22 protein-coding genes are annotated in these 21,790 nt (G+C 53.1%); 15 read left to right on the forward strand and 7 right to left on the reverse strand.

What is annotated here, in order from left to right; all coding sequences use genetic code 11:
- Positions 1 to 345 precede the first annotated feature (345 nt).
- The 10 genes from AC6I4B_RS13950 (at position 346) to AC6I4B_RS13995 (ending at position 9,073) form a co-directional block, all read left to right on the forward strand.
- On the forward strand, positions 346 to 852 hold the full coding sequence (locus tag AC6I4B_RS13950) for a curlin (protein ID WP_497765908.1): 507 nt from the start codon (positions 346 to 348) through the stop codon (positions 850 to 852).
- Positions 853 to 896: 44 nt separating this feature from the next.
- A complete protein-coding gene (locus AC6I4B_RS13955) occupies positions 897 to 1,424 on the forward strand; it encodes a curli major subunit CsgA (RefSeq protein WP_497765910.1) in 528 nt (175 codons plus the stop codon).
- Between the two features lie 70 nt (positions 1,425 to 1,494).
- A complete protein-coding gene (csgC, locus tag AC6I4B_RS13960) occupies positions 1,495 to 1,824 on the forward strand; it encodes a curli assembly chaperone CsgC (protein WP_497765911.1) in 330 nt (109 codons plus the stop codon).
- Between the two features lie 56 nt (positions 1,825 to 1,880).
- On the forward strand, positions 1,881 to 2,342 hold the full coding sequence (locus AC6I4B_RS13965) for an NUDIX hydrolase (RefSeq protein WP_497765913.1): 462 nt from the start codon (positions 1,881 to 1,883) through the stop codon (positions 2,340 to 2,342).
- A 53-nt stretch (positions 2,343 to 2,395) separates the two neighbouring features.
- A complete protein-coding gene (gene mnmA, locus AC6I4B_RS13970) occupies positions 2,396 to 3,505 on the forward strand; it encodes a tRNA 2-thiouridine(34) synthase MnmA (protein ID WP_497772168.1) in 1,110 nt (369 codons plus the stop codon).
- Positions 3,506 to 3,598: 93 nt separating this feature from the next.
- Positions 3,599 to 4,240: a high frequency lysogenization protein HflD gene (gene hflD, locus AC6I4B_RS13975; RefSeq protein WP_497765914.1), complete on the forward strand. Its 642-nt coding sequence runs from the start codon at positions 3,599 to 3,601 to the stop codon at positions 4,238 to 4,240.
- 3 nt (positions 4,241 to 4,243) lie between these two features.
- A complete protein-coding gene (gene purB, locus AC6I4B_RS13980; RefSeq protein WP_497765916.1) occupies positions 4,244 to 5,614 on the forward strand; it encodes an adenylosuccinate lyase in 1,371 nt (456 codons plus the stop codon).
- 125 nt (positions 5,615 to 5,739) lie between these two features.
- Entirely contained in the window at positions 5,740 to 6,414 is a 675-nt protein-coding gene (phoP, locus tag AC6I4B_RS13985) for a two-component system response regulator PhoP (protein ID WP_497765917.1), read from the forward strand.
- Positions 6,411 to 7,874 carry a two-component system sensor histidine kinase PhoQ gene (phoQ, locus tag AC6I4B_RS13990; RefSeq protein WP_497765919.1) on the forward strand — a complete coding sequence of 488 codons (1,464 nt, stop codon included), beginning with the start codon at positions 6,411 to 6,413 and terminating at the stop codon, positions 7,872 to 7,874. The genes phoP and phoQ overlap by 4 nt, the downstream gene beginning before the upstream one ends.
- 77 nt (positions 7,875 to 7,951) lie before the next feature.
- Entirely contained in the window at positions 7,952 to 9,073 is a 1,122-nt protein-coding gene (locus AC6I4B_RS13995; RefSeq protein ID WP_497765920.1) for a ribosomal protein uL16 3-hydroxylase, read from the forward strand.
- Positions 9,074 to 9,187: 114 nt separating this feature from the next.
- Here AC6I4B_RS13995 and pepT read toward each other — a convergent pair whose 3' ends face one another.
- On the reverse strand, positions 9,188 to 10,417 hold the full coding sequence (pepT, locus tag AC6I4B_RS14000) for a peptidase T (protein ID WP_497765922.1): 1,230 nt from the start codon (positions 10,415 to 10,417) through the stop codon (positions 9,188 to 9,190).
- A gap of 267 nt (positions 10,418 to 10,684) precedes the next feature.
- Between pepT and potA the strand changes: the two genes are divergently transcribed.
- Genes potA through potD form a run of 4 tightly spaced genes read left to right on the forward strand, consistent with a single transcriptional unit; the run spans position 10,685 to position 14,512 of the window.
- Entirely contained in the window at positions 10,685 to 11,821 is a 1,137-nt protein-coding gene (gene potA, locus AC6I4B_RS14005) for a spermidine/putrescine ABC transporter ATP-binding protein PotA (RefSeq protein WP_497765924.1), read from the forward strand.
- Positions 11,805 to 12,662 (forward strand): spermidine/putrescine ABC transporter permease PotB, encoded by an 858-nt coding sequence (gene potB / locus AC6I4B_RS14010; RefSeq protein WP_497765925.1) that lies wholly within the window; start codon positions 11,805 to 11,807, stop codon positions 12,660 to 12,662. The genes potA and potB overlap by 17 nt, the downstream gene beginning before the upstream one ends.
- Positions 12,659 to 13,450 carry a spermidine/putrescine ABC transporter permease PotC gene (potC, locus tag AC6I4B_RS14015; RefSeq protein ID WP_497765927.1) on the forward strand — a complete coding sequence of 264 codons (792 nt, stop codon included), beginning with the start codon at positions 12,659 to 12,661 and terminating at the stop codon, positions 13,448 to 13,450. The genes potB and potC overlap by 4 nt, the downstream gene beginning before the upstream one ends.
- 15 nt (positions 13,451 to 13,465) lie before the next feature.
- Positions 13,466 to 14,512, forward strand: a complete 1,047-nt coding sequence (gene potD / locus AC6I4B_RS14020; RefSeq protein WP_497765929.1) for a spermidine/putrescine ABC transporter substrate-binding protein PotD — start codon at positions 13,466 to 13,468, stop codon at positions 14,510 to 14,512.
- 54 nt (positions 14,513 to 14,566) lie between these two features.
- Here potD and cobB read toward each other — a convergent pair whose 3' ends face one another.
- Genes cobB through lolC form a run of 5 tightly spaced genes read right to left on the reverse strand, consistent with a single transcriptional unit; the run spans position 14,567 to position 19,510 of the window.
- Positions 14,567 to 15,388 (reverse strand): Sir2 family NAD+-dependent deacetylase, encoded by an 822-nt coding sequence (gene cobB, locus AC6I4B_RS14025; protein ID WP_497765931.1) that lies wholly within the window; start codon positions 15,386 to 15,388, stop codon positions 14,567 to 14,569.
- A gap of 12 nt (positions 15,389 to 15,400) precedes the next feature.
- On the reverse strand, positions 15,401 to 16,312 hold the full coding sequence (nagK, locus tag AC6I4B_RS14030) for an N-acetylglucosamine kinase (protein ID WP_497772170.1): 912 nt from the start codon (positions 16,310 to 16,312) through the stop codon (positions 15,401 to 15,403).
- Between the two features lie 60 nt (positions 16,313 to 16,372).
- The gene (lolE, locus tag AC6I4B_RS14035) at positions 16,373 to 17,617 is read right to left on the reverse strand and encodes a lipoprotein-releasing ABC transporter permease subunit LolE (RefSeq protein ID WP_497765933.1); all 1,245 of its coding nucleotides are present in this window, start codon (positions 17,615 to 17,617) and stop codon (positions 16,373 to 16,375) included.
- A complete protein-coding gene (lolD, locus tag AC6I4B_RS14040; RefSeq protein WP_497765935.1) occupies positions 17,617 to 18,318 on the reverse strand; it encodes a lipoprotein-releasing ABC transporter ATP-binding protein LolD in 702 nt (233 codons plus the stop codon). Before lolD ends, lolE begins: the two co-directional genes overlap by 1 nt.
- Positions 18,311 to 19,510 (reverse strand): lipoprotein-releasing ABC transporter permease subunit LolC, encoded by a 1,200-nt coding sequence (gene lolC, locus AC6I4B_RS14045; RefSeq protein WP_497765937.1) that lies wholly within the window; start codon positions 19,508 to 19,510, stop codon positions 18,311 to 18,313. The genes lolD and lolC overlap by 8 nt, the downstream gene beginning before the upstream one ends.
- Positions 19,511 to 19,671: 161 nt before the next feature.
- On the opposite strand from lolC, the gene AC6I4B_RS14050 reads away from it, so the two are divergent.
- Positions 19,672 to 20,289, forward strand: a complete 618-nt coding sequence (locus AC6I4B_RS14050) for a DUF2238 domain-containing protein (RefSeq protein WP_497765938.1) — start codon at positions 19,672 to 19,674, stop codon at positions 20,287 to 20,289.
- A gap of 50 nt (positions 20,290 to 20,339) precedes the next feature.
- Here the strand turns inward: AC6I4B_RS14050 and melB are convergent, their stop codons facing one another.
- Positions 20,340 to 21,758: a melibiose:sodium transporter MelB gene (melB, locus tag AC6I4B_RS14055; RefSeq protein ID WP_497765940.1), complete on the reverse strand. Its 1,419-nt coding sequence runs from the start codon at positions 21,756 to 21,758 to the stop codon at positions 20,340 to 20,342.
- Positions 21,759 to 21,790 lie beyond the last annotated feature (32 nt).

A 21,790-nucleotide genomic window follows, 5' to 3' on the forward strand; every position in this document is an offset into this window, starting at 1 on the left:
CTGCAAACAAAAATTGCAGGGTCTGTAAATTTTTCCTGCCACGATTTGGCTTATGACAAAACAGTTTCAGTTAAGCTGTAAACTCTGCGCCACTTAACGTCGAAATACCTTAGCGCGCTAACCAAGTGATATTCCATTCTGCACCGTGACACGGCTCTCACCCGCCTTTGCTCATACTTAAGACTGAGCCTCATTTTCAAAATACGAGTTCCAGGCGAAAAGCATAAATATTTTCCTCAGACATACTCAAGCCATAAATCAGATTCATACCATAAACCTTTATTAGGTTGCGGTTTGGCTGATTTAACCCCTGACTTTAACCATCGGTTAAATCTAGGTGCCATTATGAAACAGTGGTTCTTATTAATACCCGTATTAGGATATTCGTATTTTGCCACTGCGGGAGGCGATCTTGCCGGTTCTGAGTTTTCGGGGCTGGATAAGTATCACCAGGGTTACGATATGGTAGCTATTACTGGTCAACACGGCAGCGGTAACAGTGCGTCGATTAACCAGTCCGGCACTTATATTTATGGCTCAATCTCACAGGTCGGCGGATATAACTCGGCGATATTAAACCAGAATGGTTTTAATAATCGTGCGGTGGTATCGCAATACGGTAGTGGTAATAACGCGACGGTTAACCAATCAGGGACGAATAACTCAGCCATATTAGTGCAGGCAGGAACGGGGAACCAGGCGGATATTACACAAACAGGTTTTGATAACTCTGCTGAAGTGGTCAATAGAGGCAAAGGCAACCTCACGCAGATTAATCAAACGGGCACAAACCGCACTGCGGCTGTTGTGCAAAATTCGGCAGGAATGGCAATTCGTATTACCCAAAATTAGTGTTTGAAACTGGCATATTAATCTCTAAACCTATGGGGTATCTCATGAAAACGTGGAAAATTGTTATTTTGTCAACATTATTGGTATCAGGCAGCGCACTGGCAACTCACTCTGGCAATTCAACGGTTAATGAACCGAACTACAGCGGGCCAAACATTCCGCAAGTGGGCAACTGGGCTTCCGTTATTCATATTTATCAGTCGGGTAATGATAACTGGTCAAATGCCAATCAGGATGGTGCGTATACATCGAAAACGGATGTCCACCAGACCGGTGACCGCAACTCGTCTAACGCCTATCAAAGCGGCGATCGCAGCCTAACGAAAGTGCTGCAATCGGGGGATAATAACTGGTCATCGACAGCGCAAAGCGGTGACCGCAGCGCCATCGAGGTCACTCAATCGGGCGATCGCAACAGTTCAACCGTTACCCAAAGCGCGCGCGACTCAATGGTTCTGGTATCTCAAAGCGGAAACCAGAACTACAGCAATGCGAGCCAATCCTTCGCCAACTCGCTGACGGTGGTAGAGCAAGGCGGCAACCACAACTCATCAACGACCAACCAGCACTAAGAACAACCATAACAAATCGGTCGGATAACGATTCATCCGGCCGATTCTCCCTTATCGTAAGGATAATCCTATGCATCTTCTTCTCATCGCTGCCGCCCTGAGTAATCAGCTATGGTTTGAAACCCAGCAACAGGAGCAATCCGTTGTCGTCACGCCAATGGCAACACTAACCGATGACTGCCAGTGCCAGTTGACGATTAATGTGCAGCACCAAGGCCAGTCGGGAACCAGCAACAGCAGCCAGAGTGGCAATGTGATGATTAAAGGGCAGCATCCGCAACCGCTCGCCAGCATGAAAATAGCGATTCCAAACGGTGAATGGGCGCAAATCACCGTGACCTTACGTGACAGCAACGGCATTATTTTGCAGCAAAGCTGGCGTTCGCCGACGCGAGTTTGATTTTCCCCTCTTCTTCTTTATATCCTTATCTCCTACTCGCCCGATAAGGATGCCGCATGTTTAAGCCGCACGTCACCGTTGCCTGCGTGGTTCACGCCAAAGGCAAGTTCCTCGTTGTTGAAGAAACAATTAATGGTAAAGCGCTATGGAACCAGCCTGCTGGACATTTGGAAGCCGACGAGACATTAGTGCAGGCCGCCGAACGCGAACTATGGGAAGAAACCGGCATTCGCGCCACTCCACAGCATTTCGTTCGCCTGCATCAGTGGATTGCGCCCGACAAAACGCCATTCTTGCGCTTTTTGTTCGTCATTGAGCTTAACGAAATATGTGCCACTCAGCCGCACGACAGCGATATTGACCGTTGCCTGTGGCTTAGCGCTGAGGAGATCCTGAGCGCGAAAAATCTACGTTCTGCGCTGGTCGCCGAAAGCATCCGCTGCTATCAGCAGGGCACACGCTACCCGCTGTCGTTAATCGGCGAATTTAACTGGCCGTTTACAGAGGGTGTCAAGTAAAAGGCTGCGTGCTAGAATATGCCGCTTTGAAGTCCAATGTCGTGAGTATTCCAATGTCAGAAAGCCAGAAAAAAGTGATCGTCGGCATGTCCGGCGGTGTTGATTCCTCTGTTTCCGCCTACCTGTTACAACAACAGGGTTATAAGGTGGAGGGCCTGTTCATGAAGAACTGGGAGGAAGACGACGGCGAGGAATACTGCACTGCCGCCGCTGACCTTGCCGATGCGCAAGCGGTATGCGATAAGCTCGGCATTGAGCTGCACACGGTAAACTTTGCTGCCGAATACTGGGACAACGTTTTCGAACTGTTCCTGGAAGAGTACAAAGCGGGTCGTACGCCGAACCCGGATATCCTGTGCAACAAAGAAATCAAATTTAAAGCCTTTCTCGAATTCGCCGCTGAAGACCTGGGCGCCGATTATATCGCGACCGGTCACTACGTGCGCCGCGCGGATGTGAACGGTAAAAGCCAACTGCTGCGTGGCCTTGATAGCAACAAAGATCAAAGCTACTTCCTTTATACGCTCGGCCATGAACAGATTGCGCAAAGCCTGTTCCCCGTTGGCGAACTGGAAAAGCCGCAGGTGCGTAAAATCGCTGAAGAGCTTGACCTTATCACCGCGAAGAAAAAAGATTCGACCGGTATCTGTTTTATCGGTGAGCGCAAATTCCGCGAGTTCCTCGGCCGCTATCTGCCCGCCCAGCCGGGCAAAATCATCACCGTTGACGGCGAAGAGATTGGCACGCACCAAGGGCTGATGTACCACACGCTGGGGCAACGTAAAGGCCTCGGCATCGGCGGTACTAAAGAAGGCAGCGAAGATCCGTGGTATGTGGTGGATAAAGACGTTGATAACAATATTCTTATCGTCGCGCAAGGCCACGACCACCCGCGCCTGATGTCCGTTGGGCTGATTGCCCAGCAGTTGCACTGGGTCGATCGCGAACCGGTTCAGGGCACATTCCGCTGCACCGTGAAAACTCGCTATCGCCAAACGGATATCCCGTGCACCGTTACCGCGCTGGATGAAGGGCGCATTGAAGTTCACTTTGATGAACCCGTAGCCGCCGTGACGCCGGGACAGTCTGCCGTGTTCTACAACGGTGAAATCTGCCTGGGCGGCGGTATTATCGAGCAGCGTCTGCCGCTGCCGGTAGCGTAATCCAACACAGCAACGCTTGCCCTCATTTGGACAGGCGTATAACGCAGTTTGCCAGGCGTCGCGCCGCCTGGCAGACGTCAACAAGGAGTTAGCGTGGCGAAGAATTACTATGACATCACCCTGGCGCTGGCGGGCATTTGCCAGTCGGCCCGTCTGGTGCAGCAGTTGGCTCATCAGGGCCACTGTGACGGCGACGCGTTACACGTCTCGCTGAACAGCGTTATCGACCTCAACCCAGACTCCGCGCTGGGTGTGTTCGGTGGCAGTGAAGCTAATCTTCGTCTCGGCCTTGAAACCTTACTCGGCGTGCTGAACGCCAGCAGCCGTCAGGGTTTGAACGCCGAATTAACCCGATATACGCTTAGCCTGATGGTGCTGGAGCGTAAGCTCGCCGCCGCCAAAGGCGCAATGGACACGCTCGGTAACCGTATTGCCGGGCTGCAACGCCAGCTCGACCACTTTGATTTACAGTCTGATACCCTACTCAGCGCGATGGCGGGGATTTATGTTGACGTTATCAGCCCGCTGGGGCCACGCATTCAGGTTATCGGCTCCCCTGCCGTGCTGCAAAGCCCGCAGGTACAGGCGAAAGTTCGTGCTTCGCTACTCGCCGGTATCCGCTCTGCGGTGCTGTGGCATCAGGTTGGCGGTGGTCGTCTGCAACTGATGTTTTCTCGTAATCGCCTGACCACTCAGGCCAAACAAATTCTTGCTCATTTAACCCCGGAGTTGTGATCTATGGAATTATCCTCACTGACCGCCGTTTCCCCTGTCGATGGACGCTACGGCGATAAAGTCAGCGCGCTGCGCGGGATTTTCAGCGAATATGGTTTGCTGAAATTCCGTGTACAAGTCGAAGTACGCTGGCTGCAAAAGCTGGCCGCACACGCAGCCGTCAAGGAAGTTCCAGCTTTTGCTGCCGACGCAAACGGTTACCTTGATAGCATCGTCGCCAACTTCAGCGAAGAAGATGCCGCACGAATCAAAACTATCGAGCGCACCACTAACCACGACGTGAAGGCCGTTGAATATTTCCTGAAAGAGAAAGTGGCGGCAGTCCCTGAACTGCACGCGGTTTCCGAATTTATCCACTTTGCTTGCACCTCCGAGGACATCAATAACCTGTCCCACGCGCTGATGCTGAAAACCGCGCGTGAAGAAGTGGTGCTGCCGTACTGGCGCAAAATTATCGACGCCATTAAAGACCTGGCGGTGCAGTATCGCGATATCCCGCTGCTGTCTCGTACCCACGGCCAACCGGCGACACCTTCCACCATCGGTAAAGAGATGGCAAACGTCGCTTACCGTATGGAACGCCAGTTCCGTCAGTTAGAGCAGGTGGAAATCCTCGGCAAAATCAATGGTGCTGTAGGTAACTATAACGCCCACATCGCCGCTTACCCGGATGTTGACTGGCACCAGTTCAGCGAGGAGTTTGTCACTTCGCTGGGCATTCAGTGGAACCCGTACACCACGCAGATTGAGCCGCACGACTATATTGCCGAGCTGTTCGATTGCATCGCGCGCTTCAACACCATTCTTATCGACTTCGATCGTGATATTTGGGGTTACGTGGCGCTGAACCACTTCAAACAAAAAACCATTGCCGGTGAAATTGGTTCTTCTACCATGCCGCACAAGGTGAACCCGATCGACTTCGAAAACTCCGAAGGCAACCTCGGCCTCTCTAACGCGCTATTGCAGCATCTGGCGAGCAAACTGCCGGTTTCCCGCTGGCAGCGTGACCTGACCGACTCCACCGTGCTGCGCAACCTGGGCGTGGGTATCGGCTATGCGCTGATTGCCTATCAGTCCACCCTCAAAGGGGTCAGCAAGTTGGAAGTGAACCGTGACCGTCTGCTGGACGAGCTGGATCATAACTGGGAAGTGCTGGCAGAGCCTATCCAGACCGTGATGCGTCGTTATGGCATCGAGAAACCATACGAAAAACTCAAAGAGCTGACTCGCGGTAAGCGCGTTGACGCCGAAGGCATGAAACAGTTTATCGATAGTCTGGCGTTGCCAGAAGAAGAGAAAACGCGCCTGAAAGCGATGACCCCAGCAAATTATATTGGCCGCGCCATCACCATGGTTGATGAGTTGAAATAATCCTGCCCTTCCTCCTCCTTCGCCCTGAAGGAGGAGTCTTTTCCGCCAATTTAATTAACGTTTAGCTCCACAAGCTCATAATCGGCGTTAAACTATTCATGTTATTAATTAAATGGAGAAACAGTATGCGCGTACTCGTCGTAGAGGACAACGCTCTGTTACGTCATCACCTGAAAGTCCAGCTCCAGGAAATGGGTCATCAGGTTGATGCGGCGGAAGATGCGAAGGAAGCCGATTATTACTTAGGCGAACATATCCCGGATATCGCGATTGTTGACTTAGGCCTGCCGGATGAAGACGGTTTGTCGCTCATTCGCCGCTGGCGCAGCCACGATATCTCGCTGCCGATTCTGGTACTCACCGCCCGCGAAAGCTGGCAGGACAAAGTGGAAGTGCTGAGCGCGGGCGCGGATGACTACGTCACCAAACCGTTCCACATTGAAGAAGTTGCCGCGCGAATACAGGCGCTGATGCGTCGTAACAGCGGTCATGCTTCGCAGATTATCTCTCTGCCGCCGTTCCAGGTTGACCTTTCTCGCCGTGAGCTGTCCATTAACGAAGAGGTCATCAAACTCACCGCGTTTGAATACACCATTATGGAAACGCTGATTCGCAACAACGGCAAAGTGGTGAGCAAAGATTCATTAATGCTGCAACTGTACCCGGATGCCGAGCTGCGCGAGAGCCACACTATCGACGTCCTGATGGGCCGCCTGCGCAAGAAAATTCAGGCCCAGTATCCGCATGACGTCATCATCACCGTACGCGGTCAGGGCTATCTATTCGAACTACGTGAATGAAAAAATTTAGCCGACATATTTTTCCGCTTTCGTTGCGGATGCGTTTCCTGCTGGCGACAGCCGCCGTGGTTATTGTGCTGTCGTTGGCCTATGGCATGGTCGCCCTGGTCGGCTACAGCGTCAGTTTCGACAAAACAACGTTCCGCTTGCTGCGTGGCGAAAGCAACCTGTTCTATACGCTGGCAAAATGGGAAAACAATACCCTTCACGTTGATATTCCCGACAACCTGAACATGCAAAGCCCTACGGTGGCGTTAATCTACGACGCGCATGGCAAGCTGTTATGGCAACAAAAAAACCTCCCCTGGTTGGTGGATCGCATTCAGCCAGATTGGCTAAAAGGTAACGGTTTCTATGAAATCGAGGCCGATGTTAACTCCACCAGCACCTTACTGCGTGACGATCATGAGGTTCAAAAACAACTGACCGAGATGCGCCAGCAGGGTGATGATTCCGAGATGACACACTCGGTCGCGGTGAACAGTTATCCGGCGACCAGCCTGATGCCTGCGTTGGTGATTGTGGTTATCGACACCATCCCCATTGAGCTAAAACGCTCATACATGGTCTGGAACTGGTTCTCCTACGTGCTCGCCGCAAACCTGTTGTTGGTGATCCCGCTATTGTGGATTGCCGCCCACTGGAGCCTGCGCCCTATCGCCGCACTCACCCGCGAAGTCCGCGAACTGGAGGAGCATCATCGCGAGCTGCTCAATTCAGAAACCACCCGCGAACTCACAAGCCTGGTCCGCAACCTTAACCGCCTACTGAAAAGTGAGCGCGAGCGCTACGACAAATACCGCACCACCCTCACCGACCTGACTCACAGCCTGAAAACGCCGCTGGCGGTGCTGCAAAGCTCACTACGTTCACTACGCAGCGAGAAAATAACGGTCAGTGAGGCGGAGCCGGTAATGCTGGAGCAGATAAGCCGTATCTCGCAGCAAATCGGCTATTACCTTCACCGCGCCAGTATGCGTACTGACAGCACGCTGGTTAGCCGCGAGCTGCATCCGGTCGCACCGCTGTTAGACAGCCTGACATCAGCGCTCAATAAGGTTTACCAAAACAAAGGTGTCAATATCACGCTGGATATCTCCCCGGAAATTACCTTTGCCGGTGAGAAAAATGACTTTATGGAAGTGATGGGCAACCTATTGGATAACGCCTGTAAATATTGCCTGGAGTTTGTTGAAGTTTCTGCCCGCCAGACCGAGGAATATCTGCATATTATTGTGGAGGATGACGGCCCGGGGATCCCGCAAAGTAAGCGTGATATCGTGTTCGATCGCGGCCAGCGGGCCGACACATTACGTCCAGGGCAAGGCGTCGGCCTTTCCGTGGCGCGTGAAATTGTTGGGCAATATGATGGGCAAATCGTCCCCCATGACAGCCTGCTCGGCGGAGCAAAAATGGAAGTGATTTTCGGTCATCAAAATCTGGACAGCCACGAAGGATAAATTGTGTTTCTGCGGCAGGGTGATTTTGTAAATAAGATGTATAATCCACGCATACATCCTGCTGCGGAATAATCAATATGGAATATCACTTAACGCTAAACTGGCCTGATTTTATGGCACGCTACTGGCAAAAACGTCCGGTAGTGCTGAAACGCGGCTTCGCCAATTTTATTGACCCCATTTCACCGGATGAGCTGGCTGGTCTGGCGATGGAAAACGAGGTAGACAGCCGACTGGTAAGCCACCTTGACGGCGACTGGCAAGTGAGCCACGGCCCGTTCGAAAGTTACGATCACTTAGGCGAGAGCAACTGGTCGCTGCTGGTACAGGCCGTCGATCACTGGCACGAGCCGTCCAGCGCGCTAATGCGCCCTTTCCGTGCCCTCCCCGACTGGCGCATTGACGACCTGATGATCTCCTTCTCCGTGCCCGGCGGCGGCGTAGGCCCGCACGTCGATCAGTATGACGTCTTTATTATTCAAGGGACGGGGCGTCGTCGCTGGCGTGTCGGTGAGAAAACCGCGCTCAAACAGCACTGCCCGCACCCGGACTTGCTCCAGGTGAAGCCGTTTGAGGCGATTATCGATGAAGAGATGGAGCCGGGGGATATTCTGTATATTCCGCCAGGATTCCCACACGAAGGCTACGCGCTGGAAAACTCGCTCAATTACTCTGTCGGCTTCCGTTCGCCAAACAGCCGCGAGCTGATTAGCGGTTTTGCTGACTATATTTTACAGCGCGATCTTGGTAGCCAGCACTATAGCGATCCTGATGTCCCGTCACGCGATCATCCGGCTGACATTCTGCCGCAAGAAGTGGATCGTCTGCGTGGGATGATGCTGGAGCTGATTGAACAGCCAGAACATTTCCAGCAGTGGTTGGGAGAATTTATCAGCCAGTCGCGCCACGAGCTGGACATTGCACCGCCAGAGCCACCTTACCAGCCGGATGAAATTTACGATGCTTTGCAGCAGGGTGATATGCTTCAGCGCCTTGGCGGCCTGCGTGTCATTCGTATTGGTGATGATTTCTTTGTTAACGGCGAGAAAGTAGATTCACCTCACCATCAGGCGCTGGACGCGATGGCGGGCAGTATCATGCTGGAAAGCCAACACTTTGGCGAGGCGCTGGATGATCCTTCCTTCCTGGCGATGCTGGCAGCGTTGGTGAACAGCGGGTATTGGTTCTTCGCGGAGTAAATTAAGAGCCGATGCCTGATGGCGGCTTCGCCTTATCAGGCCTACACAATATCCATGTATGCTCGATATGTAGGCCCGATAAGCGCATGCGCCATCGGGCATCTCGGTTGCAGATTACAGGCTGCGTTTTGCCGTCAATTCGGCAATGCGCACAATCACTTTCACCGCTTTTTCCATCCCTTCCAGGGTCACAAATTCATGCTTGCCGTGGTAGTTATAGCCGCCGGTGAAAATGTTCGGGCACGGTAACCCCATAAACGATAGCTGCGCACCGTCAGTACCGCCACGGATCGGTTTGAGATCCGGTTCGATCCCGCAATCACGCATCGCTTGCTGCGCAATATCGACAATGTGCGGATGCTCCGCCACCTTCTCGCGCATATTGTAATAGCTGTCTTCAATAATCAGCTCAATATAGCAATCTGGATGCAGCCCTTTGCCGACCTTTTTGGCGATTTCCATTATCTTGCGCTTACGCGCTTCAAACTGCTTACGGTCGAAATCACGCACGATATAGTGCATTTCTGCGCGGTCTACCGAGCCTTTCATGCTGGTCAGATGGTAGAAACCTTCATAGCCTTCGGTGTTCTCTGGGCTTTCATCCGCTGGCACTTCAGCGTGGATCCGTGCCGCCAGCGACAACGCATTGACCATCACCCCTTTAGCCGTGCCAGGGTGGACGTTGTTGCCCACAATTTTAATCGCGACCGACGCGGCGTTGAAGTTTTCATACTCCAGTTCACCCACGCCACCGCCATCAACGGTATAGGCCCACTGCGCATTAAAAGCCGCCACATCAAAGTGCTTCGCCCCTTTCCCGACTTCTTCATCGGGCGTGAACGCCACGCGGATATCACCATGCGGAATATTCTGCTCTTTCAGTACCATCAGCGCAGTCATGATTTCAGCAATACCGGCTTTATCATCCGCGCCGAGCAGCGTTTTACCGTCGGTGGTGATAAGCGTCTGCCCCAGCAACTGATGCAGCACCGGGAACATCACCGGCGACAGCACTTCATCACCGATACCCAGCGCGATATCACCGCCACGGTAGTTTTCAACAATTTGCGGGTTAACATTTTTACCGCTGAAATCCGGCGCGGTATCGACATGGGAAATAAAACCAATGGCTGGGATATCACCGCTGACGTTGGCAGGGAGCGTGGCCATCACCGTCCCCTTTTCACTCAGCGTAACGTTAACCAGCCCCATTGTTTCCAGTTGTTCTTTGAGCAGGTGTAACAGTTTCCACTGCCCTTCGGTACTCGGCACCTGACGCACACCAGGCTTCGACTGTGTGTCCAGTGATACGTACTGCAAAAAACGCTCAAGCAATTTATCCATGTAGCCACCCTCTCTTTTTGTGACAACATTATCAATAAGCAACAACAGACAAATATTGCGTCAGGTCACTTTTAGCCCGTCAAAGGTTACTTTTTTTCGCCGAACGGCATCTAATAGTCAGATATCCCTACAGGAAGTTTAACAAGGATTGGCGATTGAGGTGGTTTGCCGTAGAATGCCAGCCCTCATTAATATGAATCAGACCTCTAAACGTCTAAAGGTGGATAACCACAAACCCCGCATCGGTAAGCCATCCGGTGCGTTGACATGGGACAGAGTAATAAATTGAATACAAAATCGCGTTCGCTTTCACCGCTGGTGCAACTGGCGGGAATTCGCAAGGACTTTGATGGCAAAACGGTGATTTCCGATCTCAACCTGACCATCAATAACGGAGAATTCCTCACGCTGCTTGGCCCCTCTGGCTGCGGTAAAACAACCGTTCTGCGCCTTATCGCAGGTTTAGAAAATGTCGATGCCGGGCAGATCCATCTGGAAAATCAGGACATCACCCACGTTCCTGCGGAAAACCGGCACGTCAATACCGTGTTCCAGAGCTACGCACTATTCCCGCATATGACCGTCTTCGACAACGTCGCATTCGGCTTACGTATGCAGAAAACACCCGCCAGCGAAATTACCCCTCGTGTCAATGATGCCCTGCGCATGGTGCAGCTCGAAGAGTTCGCCCAGCGTAAACCGCATCAGCTTTCCGGCGGCCAACAGCAGCGCGTCGCCATTGCGCGCGCGGTGGTGAACAAGCCCAGCCTGCTGTTACTGGATGAGTCGCTGTCGGCGCTTGATTACAAGCTGCGTAAGCAGATGCAAAACGAGCTGAAAGCACTGCAACGTAAACTGGGGATCACTTTTGTCTTCGTGACCCACGACCAGGAAGAAGCGTTGACCATGTCTGACCGCATCGTGGTTATGCGCGACGGCAAAATCGAGCAAGACGGCACTCCGCGTGAAATTTACGAAGAGCCGAAAAACCTGTTTGTCGCCAGCTTCATTGGTGAAATCAATATTTTCGATGCCACGGTTATTGAGCGCCTCGACGATCTGCGCGTTCGCGCAAGCGTGGAAGGCCGCGAATGCAATATCGACGTCAAATTCCCGGTCGTTCCAGGCCAAAAACTCAACGTTCTGCTGCGCCCGGAAGATTTGCTCGTCGATGAAATTCACGACGGCACAGAAGCCGAGGGGCTGATTGGTTACGTGCGTGAACGTAACTATAAAGGCATGACGCTGGAGTCGGTGGTTGAGCTGGAAAACGGCAAAATGGTGATGGTCAGTGAATTCTTCAACGAAGACGATCCTGACTTCGACCATTCTCTTGACCAAAAAATGGCCATTAATTGGGTAGAAAGCTGGGAGGTTGTACTGGCTGATGAAGAGCACAAGTAAGTTCCAGAATGTGGTGATTGCCACAGTCGTCGGTTGGCTTGTGCTGTTTGTGTTCCTGCCCAACCTGATGATCATTGTCACCAGTTTCCTGACCCGTGATGATGCCAATTTCGTCCAGATGGTGTTTACCCTGGATAACTACGCACGGCTGCTCGACCCGCTGTACGCCGAGGTGCTGCTGCACTCGCTGAACATGGCGATAATTGCCACTCTTGCGTGTCTGATTCTGGGCTATCCGTTTGCCTGGTTCCTTGCCCGTCTGCCGCAAAAAGTGCGCCCGTTGCTGCTGTTCTTATTGATTGTCCCGTTCTGGACTAACTCATTGATTCGCATCTATGGGCTGAAGATTTTCCTCAGTACCAAAGGCTATCTCAACGAGTTCCTGTTGTGGCTCGGCGTGATTGATACGCCGATTCGCATCATGTTCACCCCGAGCGCGGTAATTATCGGTCTGGTGTATATCCTGCTGCCGTTTATGGTGATGCCGCTCTATTCCAGCATTGAAAAGCTGGATAAACCGCTGCTGGAAGCGGCGAAAGACTTAGGCGCGAGCAAATTACAAACCTTTATTCGCATCATTATTCCGCTGACCATGCCGGGCATTATTGCCGGTTGTCTGCTGGTCATGCTGCCCGCGATGGGGCTGTTCTATGTTTCCGACCTGATGGGCGGGGCGAAAAACCTGCTGATTGGTAACGTCATTAAGAGCCAGTTCCTGAACATCCGCGACTGGCCGTTCGGTGCGGCAACCAGCATTACATTGACGCTGGTGATGGGGCTGATGCTGCTGGTGTACTGGCGTGCCTCGCGTTTGCTGAATAAAAAGGTGGAGCTGGAATGATAGGGCGACTGCTGCGCGGCGGTTTTATGACCGCCATTTACGCTTATCTGTACATCCCGATTATCATTTTGATCGTTAACTCGTTTAACAGTTCACGTTTTGGGATCAACTGGCAGGGCTTCACCACCAAATGGTACAGCCTGCTCATGAACAACGACAGCCTGCTACAGGCGGCTCAGCACTCACTGACGATGGCGATTTTCTCCGCCACCGCCGCCACGCTGATTGGCTCACTAACCGCCGTAGCGCTGTATCGCTACCGTTTTCGCGGTAAACCATTCGTCAGCGGGATGTTATTTGTGGTGATGATGTCGCCAGACATCGTGATGGCAATTTCTCTGCTGGTGCTGTTTATGCTGCTGGGTATTCAGCTCGGCTTCTGGTCGCTGTTGTTCTCGCACATCACCTTCTGTCTGCCGTTTGTGGTGGTGACCGTATTCTCACGCCTGAAAGGTTTTGATGTGAGAATGCTGGAGGCCGCCAAAGACCTGGGCGCGAGTGAGTTAACTATCTTACGCAAAATTATTCTGCCGCTGGCGATGCCCGCCGTGGCGGCGGGCTGGCTGTTGAGCTTTACCCTGTCGATGGATGATGTGGTGGTATCGTCATTCGTCACTGGCCCAAGCTATGAAATTTTGCCGCTGAAGATTTACTCGATGGTGAAAGTGGGCGTGTCGCCAGAAGTGAACGCACTGGCGACGATTCTACTGGTGCTGTCGTTGGTGATGGTGATCGCCAGCCAGCTTATTGCACGTGATAAAACCAAGAGCCTGAAGGTCAGGCACTAACTCAGGGGACGTAAAATGATGAAATGGTCACGCCACCTGCTCGCGGCAGGTGCTCTGGCACTCGGTATGGGTGCGGCCCACGCGGACGACAGCAAAACGCTGTACTTCTATAACTGGACAGAATACGTGCCACCAGGGCTGCTGGAACAGTTCACCAAAGAGACGGGGATCAAGGTTATCTATTCGACCTACGAGTCGAACGAAACCATGTACGCCAAGCTCAAAACCTATAAAGACGGGGCATACGATCTGGTTGTGCCGTCCACCTACTTTGTCGATAAAATGCGCAAAGAAGGCATGATCCAGAAGATCGACAAAACGCAGTTGAGCAACTTTAGTAATCTCGATCCAGAAATGCTCAACAAGCCATTCGATCCGAACAATGATTACTCGATTCCCTATATCTGGGGCGCGACGGCGATTGGTGTGAACAGCGATGCGATCGACCCGAAAACCGTTACCAGCTGGGCCGACCTGTGGAAGCCGGAATACAAAAGCAGCCTGCTGCTGACCGATGATGCGCGCGAAGTGTTCCAGGTGGCGCTGCGTAAACTGGGCTATTCCGGTAACACCACGGACCCGAAAGAGATTGAAGCCGCCTATAACGAGCTGAAAAAGCTGATGCCTAACGTGGCCGCGTTTAACTCAGACAACCCGGCTAACCCTTATATGGAAGGCGAAGTGAACCTGGGGATGGTGTGGAACGGCTCCGCATTTGTTGCCCGTCAGGCCGGTACACCGCTGGAAGTCGTCTGGCCGAAAGAAGGCGGAATTTTCTGGATGGACAGCCTCGCAATCCCGGCCAATGCCAAAAACAAAGAAGGCGCGCTGAAATTTATTAACTTCCTGCTGCGCCCTGAAGTGGCAAAACAGGTGGCTGAAACTATTGGTTACCCAACGCCGAACCTGGCAGCACGTAAACTGTTAAGCCCGGAAGTCGCCAACGATAAGTCACTGTACCCCGACGCCGAAACCATTCAAAAAGGCGAATGGCAGAACGATGTCGGCAGCGCCAGTACGCTGTATGAAGAGTATTATCAGAAGTTAAAAGCTGGACGTTAAGATATAAAAATACAGGCCCGATGAGCATCACGCCATCGGGCCTGACTTTTGCAATCACAGCGTTTTCAGTAAGTTCTCGACATACGCTGGCACCACTTCGCTTGCTAAACCGTAATGCTTTTCTTCAAACTCGCTGCCAACCTGGCTCGGTTCCAGGTTCAGCTCAACGGTCTGCGCACCGTGTAGTTTCGCTTCATGGACAAATCCGGCGGCGGGATAAACATGCCCGGAAGTGCCGATGGCGATGAAAATATCCGCCATCGATAACGCCTGATAAATATGGTCCATATCAAACGGCATTTCACCAAACCACACGATATGTGGGCGCAGCGGCGCGGGGAATTGGCAGCAATGACACCGATCGTCAACGCTTAAATCCCCTGGCCAGTTGAGCACTTGCCCGCTCTGGGTACAGCGTACTTTTAGCAGCTCGCCATGCATGTGCAGCACGTTTTTATTTCCGGCGCGTTCATGCAGGTTATCGATGTTCTGCGTGACCAGCATGAAGTTTTCACCGAGCGCGTCTTCGAGGCGTGCTAACGCGAGGTGCGCAGCATTGGGAGCAATCTCCGGCTGCTGTAGCTGCCGACGGCGCGCATTGTAAAAATCTTGCACCAGTTTAGGGTTGCGCGCGTAGCCTTCCGGCGTCGCCACGTCCTCTACTTTATGCTCTTCCCATAGCCCATCCGCGGCACGGAAAGTCCGAATACCCGACTCGGCTGAAATACCCGCGCCAGTTAAGACCAGCACTCTTGGTTTTTCCATCTGCTCTGGCATGACCCCGTCTCTAAAAAAAGCCCGCTGGCGCAGACGTTGGCGCAGTTGACGTTTATTCCGACGAAAACGGCTCAATCGATGTAAGCGGCGCGACTGCATATCTACTCCATGTTAGTTGGTAAGATGAAGGAACGCTGCGCCGCGCATTCCCCCTGCATCACCGTGGCGCGCGCGTTCAATACGCGGCGGCTGGGCAACAGGTAACAAATGGCGCGGTAAGCGGTGCGCAAGTCCATCGGCGATCGCTGAAAAATTAGATAACCCACCGCCAAGCACCAGTAAATCGGGATCGACAATGGTCAGTATATTGCCCAGACACACGGCGAGCAGGTCGAGATAACGCTCTACGTGTTCGCGCGCGTTGTGGTCTCCCTGCTGCCAAAGGGCAACGATTTCCGGTGAGGTCAGCGTTTGCTGGTAAAAATGGTTATACAGCCACGCAAACCCACGACCAGATAAATAGTTTTCGATACAGCCCAGCTGGCCGCAGCCGCAGCGGGTGAGCGGGAAATCACGCCCCACCACTTCCAGCGCATCAACCGGCAGGCGAATATGGCCAAATTCACCGGTAATATAGCGGTGACCGGTAATCGATTTCCCGTTTTGCACGATACCGCCACCGACGCCAGTGCCCAGAATCAGCCCCATCACCAGCGGGTACTGGGTAAATTCATCATCCCAGGCTTCGGAAATCGCAAAACAGTTGGCGTCGTTATCAAGCCGTACATCACGGTCGAGCAAACGGCTGAGATCCGCGCGTAGCGGTTTGCCGCTTGCTGCCGGGACGTTCGCCGCATACAGCGTGCCGTCCTCGGTTTCTGGCATCCCGGGAATACCAATACCTACGGTTCCCCGGCAGTTAAATCGTTCGTCAGCTTCGCTGACCAGCGCAACCACCGCCTGCAGAAAACTGTCATAGCTCTCTTTTGGGGTTGCCACGCGTTTTTCCCACTGTAGCTGCCGAGAACGGTCAAATACGCCCAGTGCAATCTTGCTGCCGCCAATGTCAAATCCATAATGCATCATTGTCAATTCCTCTTACTGACGCGCGCAGCAGCAAGGCCGCACGGTCAGGACGTCAAATTACTGGCCACTCAGCACCCTCGCAGGGTCAATTCGGCTGGCACGGCGGGCGGGATACCAGCTTGCCAGCAGACTCAGCAACAGTGCCGTGACCAGCACATAAACGACATCCAGCCCGTGTAATTCAGACGGCAGGAAGTCGATAAAATAGATATCACCGGACAAGAACCGATGACCAATAAGTTTTTCAATACCATCAATAATATTGGTGAGATACAGGGAGCACAGCACCCCAATAACCACCCCGCAGACGCTGCCCAGCAGGCCTGCCAGCAAACCATACCATACGAAAATGGCGCGAATTAACCCGTCTTTTGCGCCCAATGTGCGCAGCACCGCAATATCGCTACTTTTATCTTTAACCGCCATCACTAGCGTCGATACGATGTTAAAACAGGCCACGCCAATCACCAGCACCATCGCCAGATACATAATGGCGCGGATCATCTGAATATCGCGGTACATATAGCCGTAAGTGCTAATCCAACTTTTGATATAGACGTAATTGTTGGTCACTTCACCCGCGTTGTGCACCAGTTGGATGGCGTTAAACACGTCGTTCACTTTGATAGCGATACCGGAAATGCTCTCACCCATATCGAGATACTGTTGCGCATCTTGCATCGGGATCATGGCAAAACTGTGATCAAGCTGGCCGCTCAGTTGCAGGATCCCGGTGACGTGCAAACGCACGCGCTTCGGTTGCAGCAGCTTATGCTCGGCGTTGGAGTTAGGGATCATGATAGACACCCAATCGCCCGCTTTCACTTTCAGCGCATCAGCGACCCCTTTCCCGAGGATCACTTGCTGTTCACCTGCTTTAAAATTGGCCCACGCATTGCCCTGCACAAATCGCGGTAGCGCACTCAGACGGCTTTCCTGCTGAGGGTCAACGCCCTTCACCTGAATGGCGCGCAGGTTGTTGCCGCTTTCAATCAGCCCGGTAAAGTTGATGTAAGGCGCAGCGGCCTCAATCCCCTTCACCGCTTCCACTTTCGGCAACACGTTTTGCCAGTTTGTCCACGGCTGGTTAACCGCTTCAATTTCACCGTGCGGCACTACCGCCAGAATGCGGTTATTCAGCTCACGTTCGAAGCCGTTCATCGCACTCAGGCCAACAATCAGCACCGCCACGCCCAGCGCAATACCGATGGTGGAGATAACAGAAATCAGCGATACCATGCCGCTGCGCCGACGCCCACGGCTAAAGCGCAGGCCAATCAGTAACGATAACGAGGGTGCCATTACTGCGCTCCCATCAGGGTTAACTGGTCACTCAGGCGGCCATCGCGCATCTCCAGTTGACGACCCATACGTTTCGCCAGTTGCAGGTCGTGAGTCACCACCAAAAACGCGGTTCCCTGAGCTTGATTCAGCTCACCGAGCAGTTTGAAAATACTGTCGGCGTTTTTCGCATCGAGGTTACCGGTAGGCTCATCCGCCAGCACCAGACGCGGGTTATTGACCAGCGCGCGCGCAATCGCAACTCGCTGGCGTTCGCCGCCGGACAGCTCCGACGGGCGGTGATGGGCGCGGTGTTCAAGCCCTACCGCTTTCAGCATTTCCAGCGCTCGGCTGTTAATTTCCGCCGTTTTGCGCTTGCCGATTAACAGCGGCATCGCCACGTTTTCCAGTGCGGTAAAGTCTGGCAGCAGGTGGTGGAACTGGTAAATAAAGCCCAGTTTTTGATTACGCAGCTCCGCTTTGGCGGCAGACGAGAGTTTACTCATCGGCTGGCCGCTGAAAATTACATCGCCAGAGGTCGGCGTATCCAGCCCGCCGAGCAGGTGCAGCAGCGTACTTTTCCCGGAACCCGACGTGCCGACGATAGCCATCATTTCGCCTTCGTCGATACTGAAGCTGACATTGTGCAGAACATCGGTTTGCACAGTGCCTTCCTGATAGCGTTTGCACAGGTTGTCGCATTGCAACAGGATCTTATTCATAACGTAAAGCCTCAGCGGGTTGAGTGGCGGCAGCGCGCCAGGAAGGGTAAAGCGTAGACAACAGCGCCAGCGCCATCGCCACCAGCGCAATCACAATCACCTGCAATGGTTCAATGGCGACCGGCAGCGCCGCGCCGTCAAGGAACGCGCCGATGATCGGCATTAAATTATTCAGTTGGCTTGCCAGCAGTACGCCCAGCACCGCGCCCAATAGCGCCCCGATGATACCGGCGCTCGCGCCCTGCACCATAAAGACGGTGAGGATTTGGCGTGGCGTCAGGCCCTGGGTTTGTAAAATAGCCACTTCGCCCTGCTTCTCCATCACCATCAGCCCCAGCGAGGTAATGATATTAAACGCCGCCACGGCGACTATCAGGCTCAGCAGCAGGCCCATCATGTTTTTTTCCATCCGCACAGCCTGGAACAGCTCGCCTTTACGCTCGCGCCAGTCCTGCCATTTGGTGCCTTCCGGCAACGTTTGCTGGCTGAGGGTGTCCACCTGCAACGGTTTATCCAGCCACAGACGCCAGCCGGTGATGTTCCCCTTCGGATAAAGCATCAGACGCGACGCATCCTGAATATTCGCCAGCATCTGGTAGCCATCGACTTCACTGTTGGCGGCAAAAGTCCCAATAACCGTAAACAGACGCTGGCTCGGCAGCCGCCCCATTGGGGTGAACTGACTGGCAGACGGCACCATGACCCGGATTTGGTCACCGCGATTAACGCCCAACTGCCCGGCTAACTGCTCGCCAAGAATGACGTTGTATTTGCCAGCGGCGAGGTCAGTTTGCTTCACGTTCACCAGGTACGGCGTTAGCGGATCGTTTTGTGCAGGATCAATCCCCAGCATGACGCCCACCGAGACGTTACGCGCGCTTTGCAGCACCACATCTCCGGTAGTAATCGGCGCAACCCGCGTCACGCCCTGGAGCTTAACGCTCTGCTCAGGGTGTTGTTGTGGGTTAAGTGAACCTTGATTGGCGGTCAGAATGGCCTGTGGCATCAGCCCCAGGATGTTGTTTTGCAGCTCACGTTCAAAGCCGTTCATCACCGAAAGTACGGTAACCAGCGCCATTACGCCAAGCGTAATGCCGATAGTAGACAGCCAGGAAACAAAGCGACCGAAGCGGTCGGCTGCGCGCCCGCGCATGTAGCGGAGGCCAATAAATAGTGCGACAGGTTGGTACATGTAATCCGTCTGGTTGCTGATAGCAGAAGCACGAGTATATAAGCGAAAGCGGTATGGGTAAATGACTGAACCGTAAGCGCAAGCCCACGATACGTTAGGAATATTGAATTTTTGTCGATGCCGCGTAATAGTAACCTTTTCCCTTTATTTGCGAATTCATTATGATCCGCACACGAAATTCACGCTTTTTGCCCCTCGGCGCGCTCTTGCTTGTCCTGATGCTGATTTACACCGGCGTTAACGCTGGCGATAAAATCACCTGGCTGATGGAAGTTACACCGGTCATTATTATCGTGCCATTGCTGCTTGCCACCGCGAAACGCTACCCGCTAACTCCCCTGCTCTATACGCTGATTTTCTTTCACGCCATTATTTTGATGATTGGCGGGCAGTACACGTACGCCAAAGTCCCTATCGGTTTTGAGGTCCAGGAGTGGCTGAACTTGAGCCGTAACCCGTATGACAAACTGGGCCACTTTTTTCAGGGGTTAGTGCCTGCGCTGGCAGCAAGAGAAATTCTGCTACGCGGCGATATCGTGCGCGGGCGGAAAATGCTCGCCTTCCTGGTGTGCTGTATCGCACTGGCGATCAGCGCCAGCTATGAGCTTATCGAATGGTGGGCCGCACTGGCGATGGGCCAGGGGGCGGATGATTTTCTGGGAACTCAGGGCGACCCGTGGGATACCCAGTCGGATATGTTCTGCGCCCTGCTCGGCGCATTAACCACGGTGATAGTGCTGTCACGTGAGCATAACCGCCAGATTAGCGCCTCCCGTTAACGGATATCCGGCCTACGACAATTGCCTTTTTGTAGGCCGGATAAACGCGGTTACGCCTTCACTTCACTCACCACCACGCCAGGCTGCAACGCCACGGTGGGTTGTGGAACTTTCCGATATTTATCGAGCAGTTGAATCTGCATCCGGCGTAGCGTATCGCCATTCAGGCGGTAGTAACGGAAGTAGAGCACCAGCGTTATCATGAAAAACAACGCTGGCAAGACAATCATAATGAACTGCATCCCGAGGAGGGTTGAGGCCGACTGAGCCACGTTCGGGGTGTAGCCAATCACGCCCAGCACCACCGCGATAAAAAATGCAGCAAATGCCGAACCGCCTTTCACCACCATCGTCTGCACCGAATACGCGATGCTTTCGCAACGGACATGTAGCTTAAGTTCGCCGTAATCGACGGTATCGGCGACCATAATCACCTGAAGCACCCAGAAAAAGGCAGAGCCAACATTGAGGAAAATACCGGCCAGCACAATCAAAGGCGCACTGTGATATTCGGCTAGCGCCATCAAAAACAGCCCCAGGCAGCTTACCGTTGGCAGGATAGCAGCCCCAGTCCACAAAATACGCCGTGACAGCATTTTCACCAACTGAGGGAAAAATACCAGCGTCAGCAGGTTCGCGGCCCCCGCGTAAGAGAGGTAATACGGGAACAGATCGGCGTCGCCAATCACGTAGGTAAAATAGTAGATAGCAAACCCGTTAATGGTGTTACCGGCAATGTTGTACGCCAGCGCCATGCCGAGCAAACAAGAAAGCTGATCGTTTTTGTAGATAAGCGCGACGATGGATTTAAGCGTCAACCGTGAGCTATCGGCGCAAGCGTGGCTGTCGGAGGAGAAGACTTCGTGCACATTGCGCAGCGTAACAATGGTCGAAGCGATAAAAAAAGCAATCAGGATAAGCGTGAACATCTGAAAACCAAAACCGCGATCCGCGCCGCCCACATAATTAACAAACGGCAGCGTCACTCCGGCAGTGACAAATCCGGCAAGGCTGGCGAAAAAGCGCGGGTACGGAACCAGTTGTTCTCGTTCGCGCTTGTCGAGCGTAATCGTCGGCACTAACGACCAGAACGGAATATCCATAATGGTGTAGGTCATGCCCCACAGTATGTAGGTGATGCAGACAAAAACAATCTGCGCCGTCCCTTCAAAAAGATGAGCGCTAAAAAGCAAAAACAGCACCAGCGAATTCGCCAGCGTGCCAATGAATATCCACGGTTTGAATTTCCCCCACCGCGTACGAGTGGCGTTGACTATCCAGCCCATAATCGGATCGTTGATGGCATCCCAGATACGGGCAACCAGAAACAACGTACCAACAACCCCCACCGATAAACCTACAACGTCGGTGTAGTAATACATTAAGTACATGTAGACGATGCCGATGGCGAAATCCTTACCAAATGCACCGAATCCGTAACTCAACTTTGTTTTCAGAGAGATGCTCATAGGGTATCGAGTCGCCGTTACCAGCGCCCGCC

It is taken from the genome of Kluyvera fluvialis (assembly GCF_059725275.1).

What these genes read in the sequence shown, in the direction of transcription:
- AC6I4B_RS13950 (WP_497765908.1), top strand. Translation starts at nt 346, where the DNA reads ATGAAACAGTGGTTCTTATTAATACCCGTATTAGGATATTCGTATTTT.
- mnmA (WP_497772168.1), top strand. Translation starts at nt 2,396, where the DNA reads ATGTCAGAAAGCCAGAAAAAAGTGATCGTCGGCATGTCCGGCGGTGTT.
- AC6I4B_RS13995 (WP_497765920.1), top strand. Translation starts at nt 7,952, where the DNA reads ATGGAATATCACTTAACGCTAAACTGGCCTGATTTTATGGCACGCTAC.
- melB (WP_497765940.1), bottom strand. Translation starts at nt 21,758, where the DNA reads ATGAGCATCTCTCTGAAAACAAAGTTGAGTTACGGATTCGGTGCATTT.
- nagK (WP_497772170.1), bottom strand. Translation starts at nt 16,312, where the DNA reads ATGCATTATGGATTTGACATTGGCGGCAGCAAGATTGCACTGGGCGTA.
- potD (WP_497765929.1), top strand. Translation starts at nt 13,466, where the DNA reads ATGATGAAATGGTCACGCCACCTGCTCGCGGCAGGTGCTCTGGCACTC.
- lolC (WP_497765937.1), bottom strand. Translation starts at nt 19,510, where the DNA reads ATGTACCAACCTGTCGCACTATTTATTGGCCTCCGCTACATGCGCGGG.
- csgC (WP_497765911.1), top strand. Translation starts at nt 1,495, where the DNA reads ATGCATCTTCTTCTCATCGCTGCCGCCCTGAGTAATCAGCTATGGTTT.
- phoP (WP_497765917.1), top strand. Translation starts at nt 5,740, where the DNA reads ATGCGCGTACTCGTCGTAGAGGACAACGCTCTGTTACGTCATCACCTG.
- lolD (WP_497765935.1), bottom strand. Translation starts at nt 18,318, where the DNA reads ATGAATAAGATCCTGTTGCAATGCGACAACCTGTGCAAACGCTATCAG.
- cobB (WP_497765931.1), bottom strand. Translation starts at nt 15,388, where the DNA reads ATGCAGTCGCGCCGCTTACATCGATTGAGCCGTTTTCGTCGGAATAAA.
- potC (WP_497765927.1), top strand. Translation starts at nt 12,659, where the DNA reads ATGATAGGGCGACTGCTGCGCGGCGGTTTTATGACCGCCATTTACGCT.
- phoQ (WP_497765919.1), top strand. Translation starts at nt 6,411, where the DNA reads ATGAAAAAATTTAGCCGACATATTTTTCCGCTTTCGTTGCGGATGCGT.
- purB (WP_497765916.1), top strand. Translation starts at nt 4,244, where the DNA reads ATGGAATTATCCTCACTGACCGCCGTTTCCCCTGTCGATGGACGCTAC.
- AC6I4B_RS14050 (WP_497765938.1), top strand. Translation starts at nt 19,672, where the DNA reads ATGATCCGCACACGAAATTCACGCTTTTTGCCCCTCGGCGCGCTCTTG.
- pepT (WP_497765922.1), bottom strand. Translation starts at nt 10,417, where the DNA reads ATGGATAAATTGCTTGAGCGTTTTTTGCAGTACGTATCACTGGACACA.
- potA (WP_497765924.1), top strand. Translation starts at nt 10,685, where the DNA reads ATGGGACAGAGTAATAAATTGAATACAAAATCGCGTTCGCTTTCACCG.
- potB (WP_497765925.1), top strand. Translation starts at nt 11,805, where the DNA reads ATGAAGAGCACAAGTAAGTTCCAGAATGTGGTGATTGCCACAGTCGTC.
- AC6I4B_RS13965 (WP_497765913.1), top strand. Translation starts at nt 1,881, where the DNA reads ATGTTTAAGCCGCACGTCACCGTTGCCTGCGTGGTTCACGCCAAAGGC.
- lolE (WP_497765933.1), bottom strand. Translation starts at nt 17,617, where the DNA reads ATGGCACCCTCGTTATCGTTACTGATTGGCCTGCGCTTTAGCCGTGGG.
- AC6I4B_RS13955 (WP_497765910.1), top strand. Translation starts at nt 897, where the DNA reads ATGAAAACGTGGAAAATTGTTATTTTGTCAACATTATTGGTATCAGGC.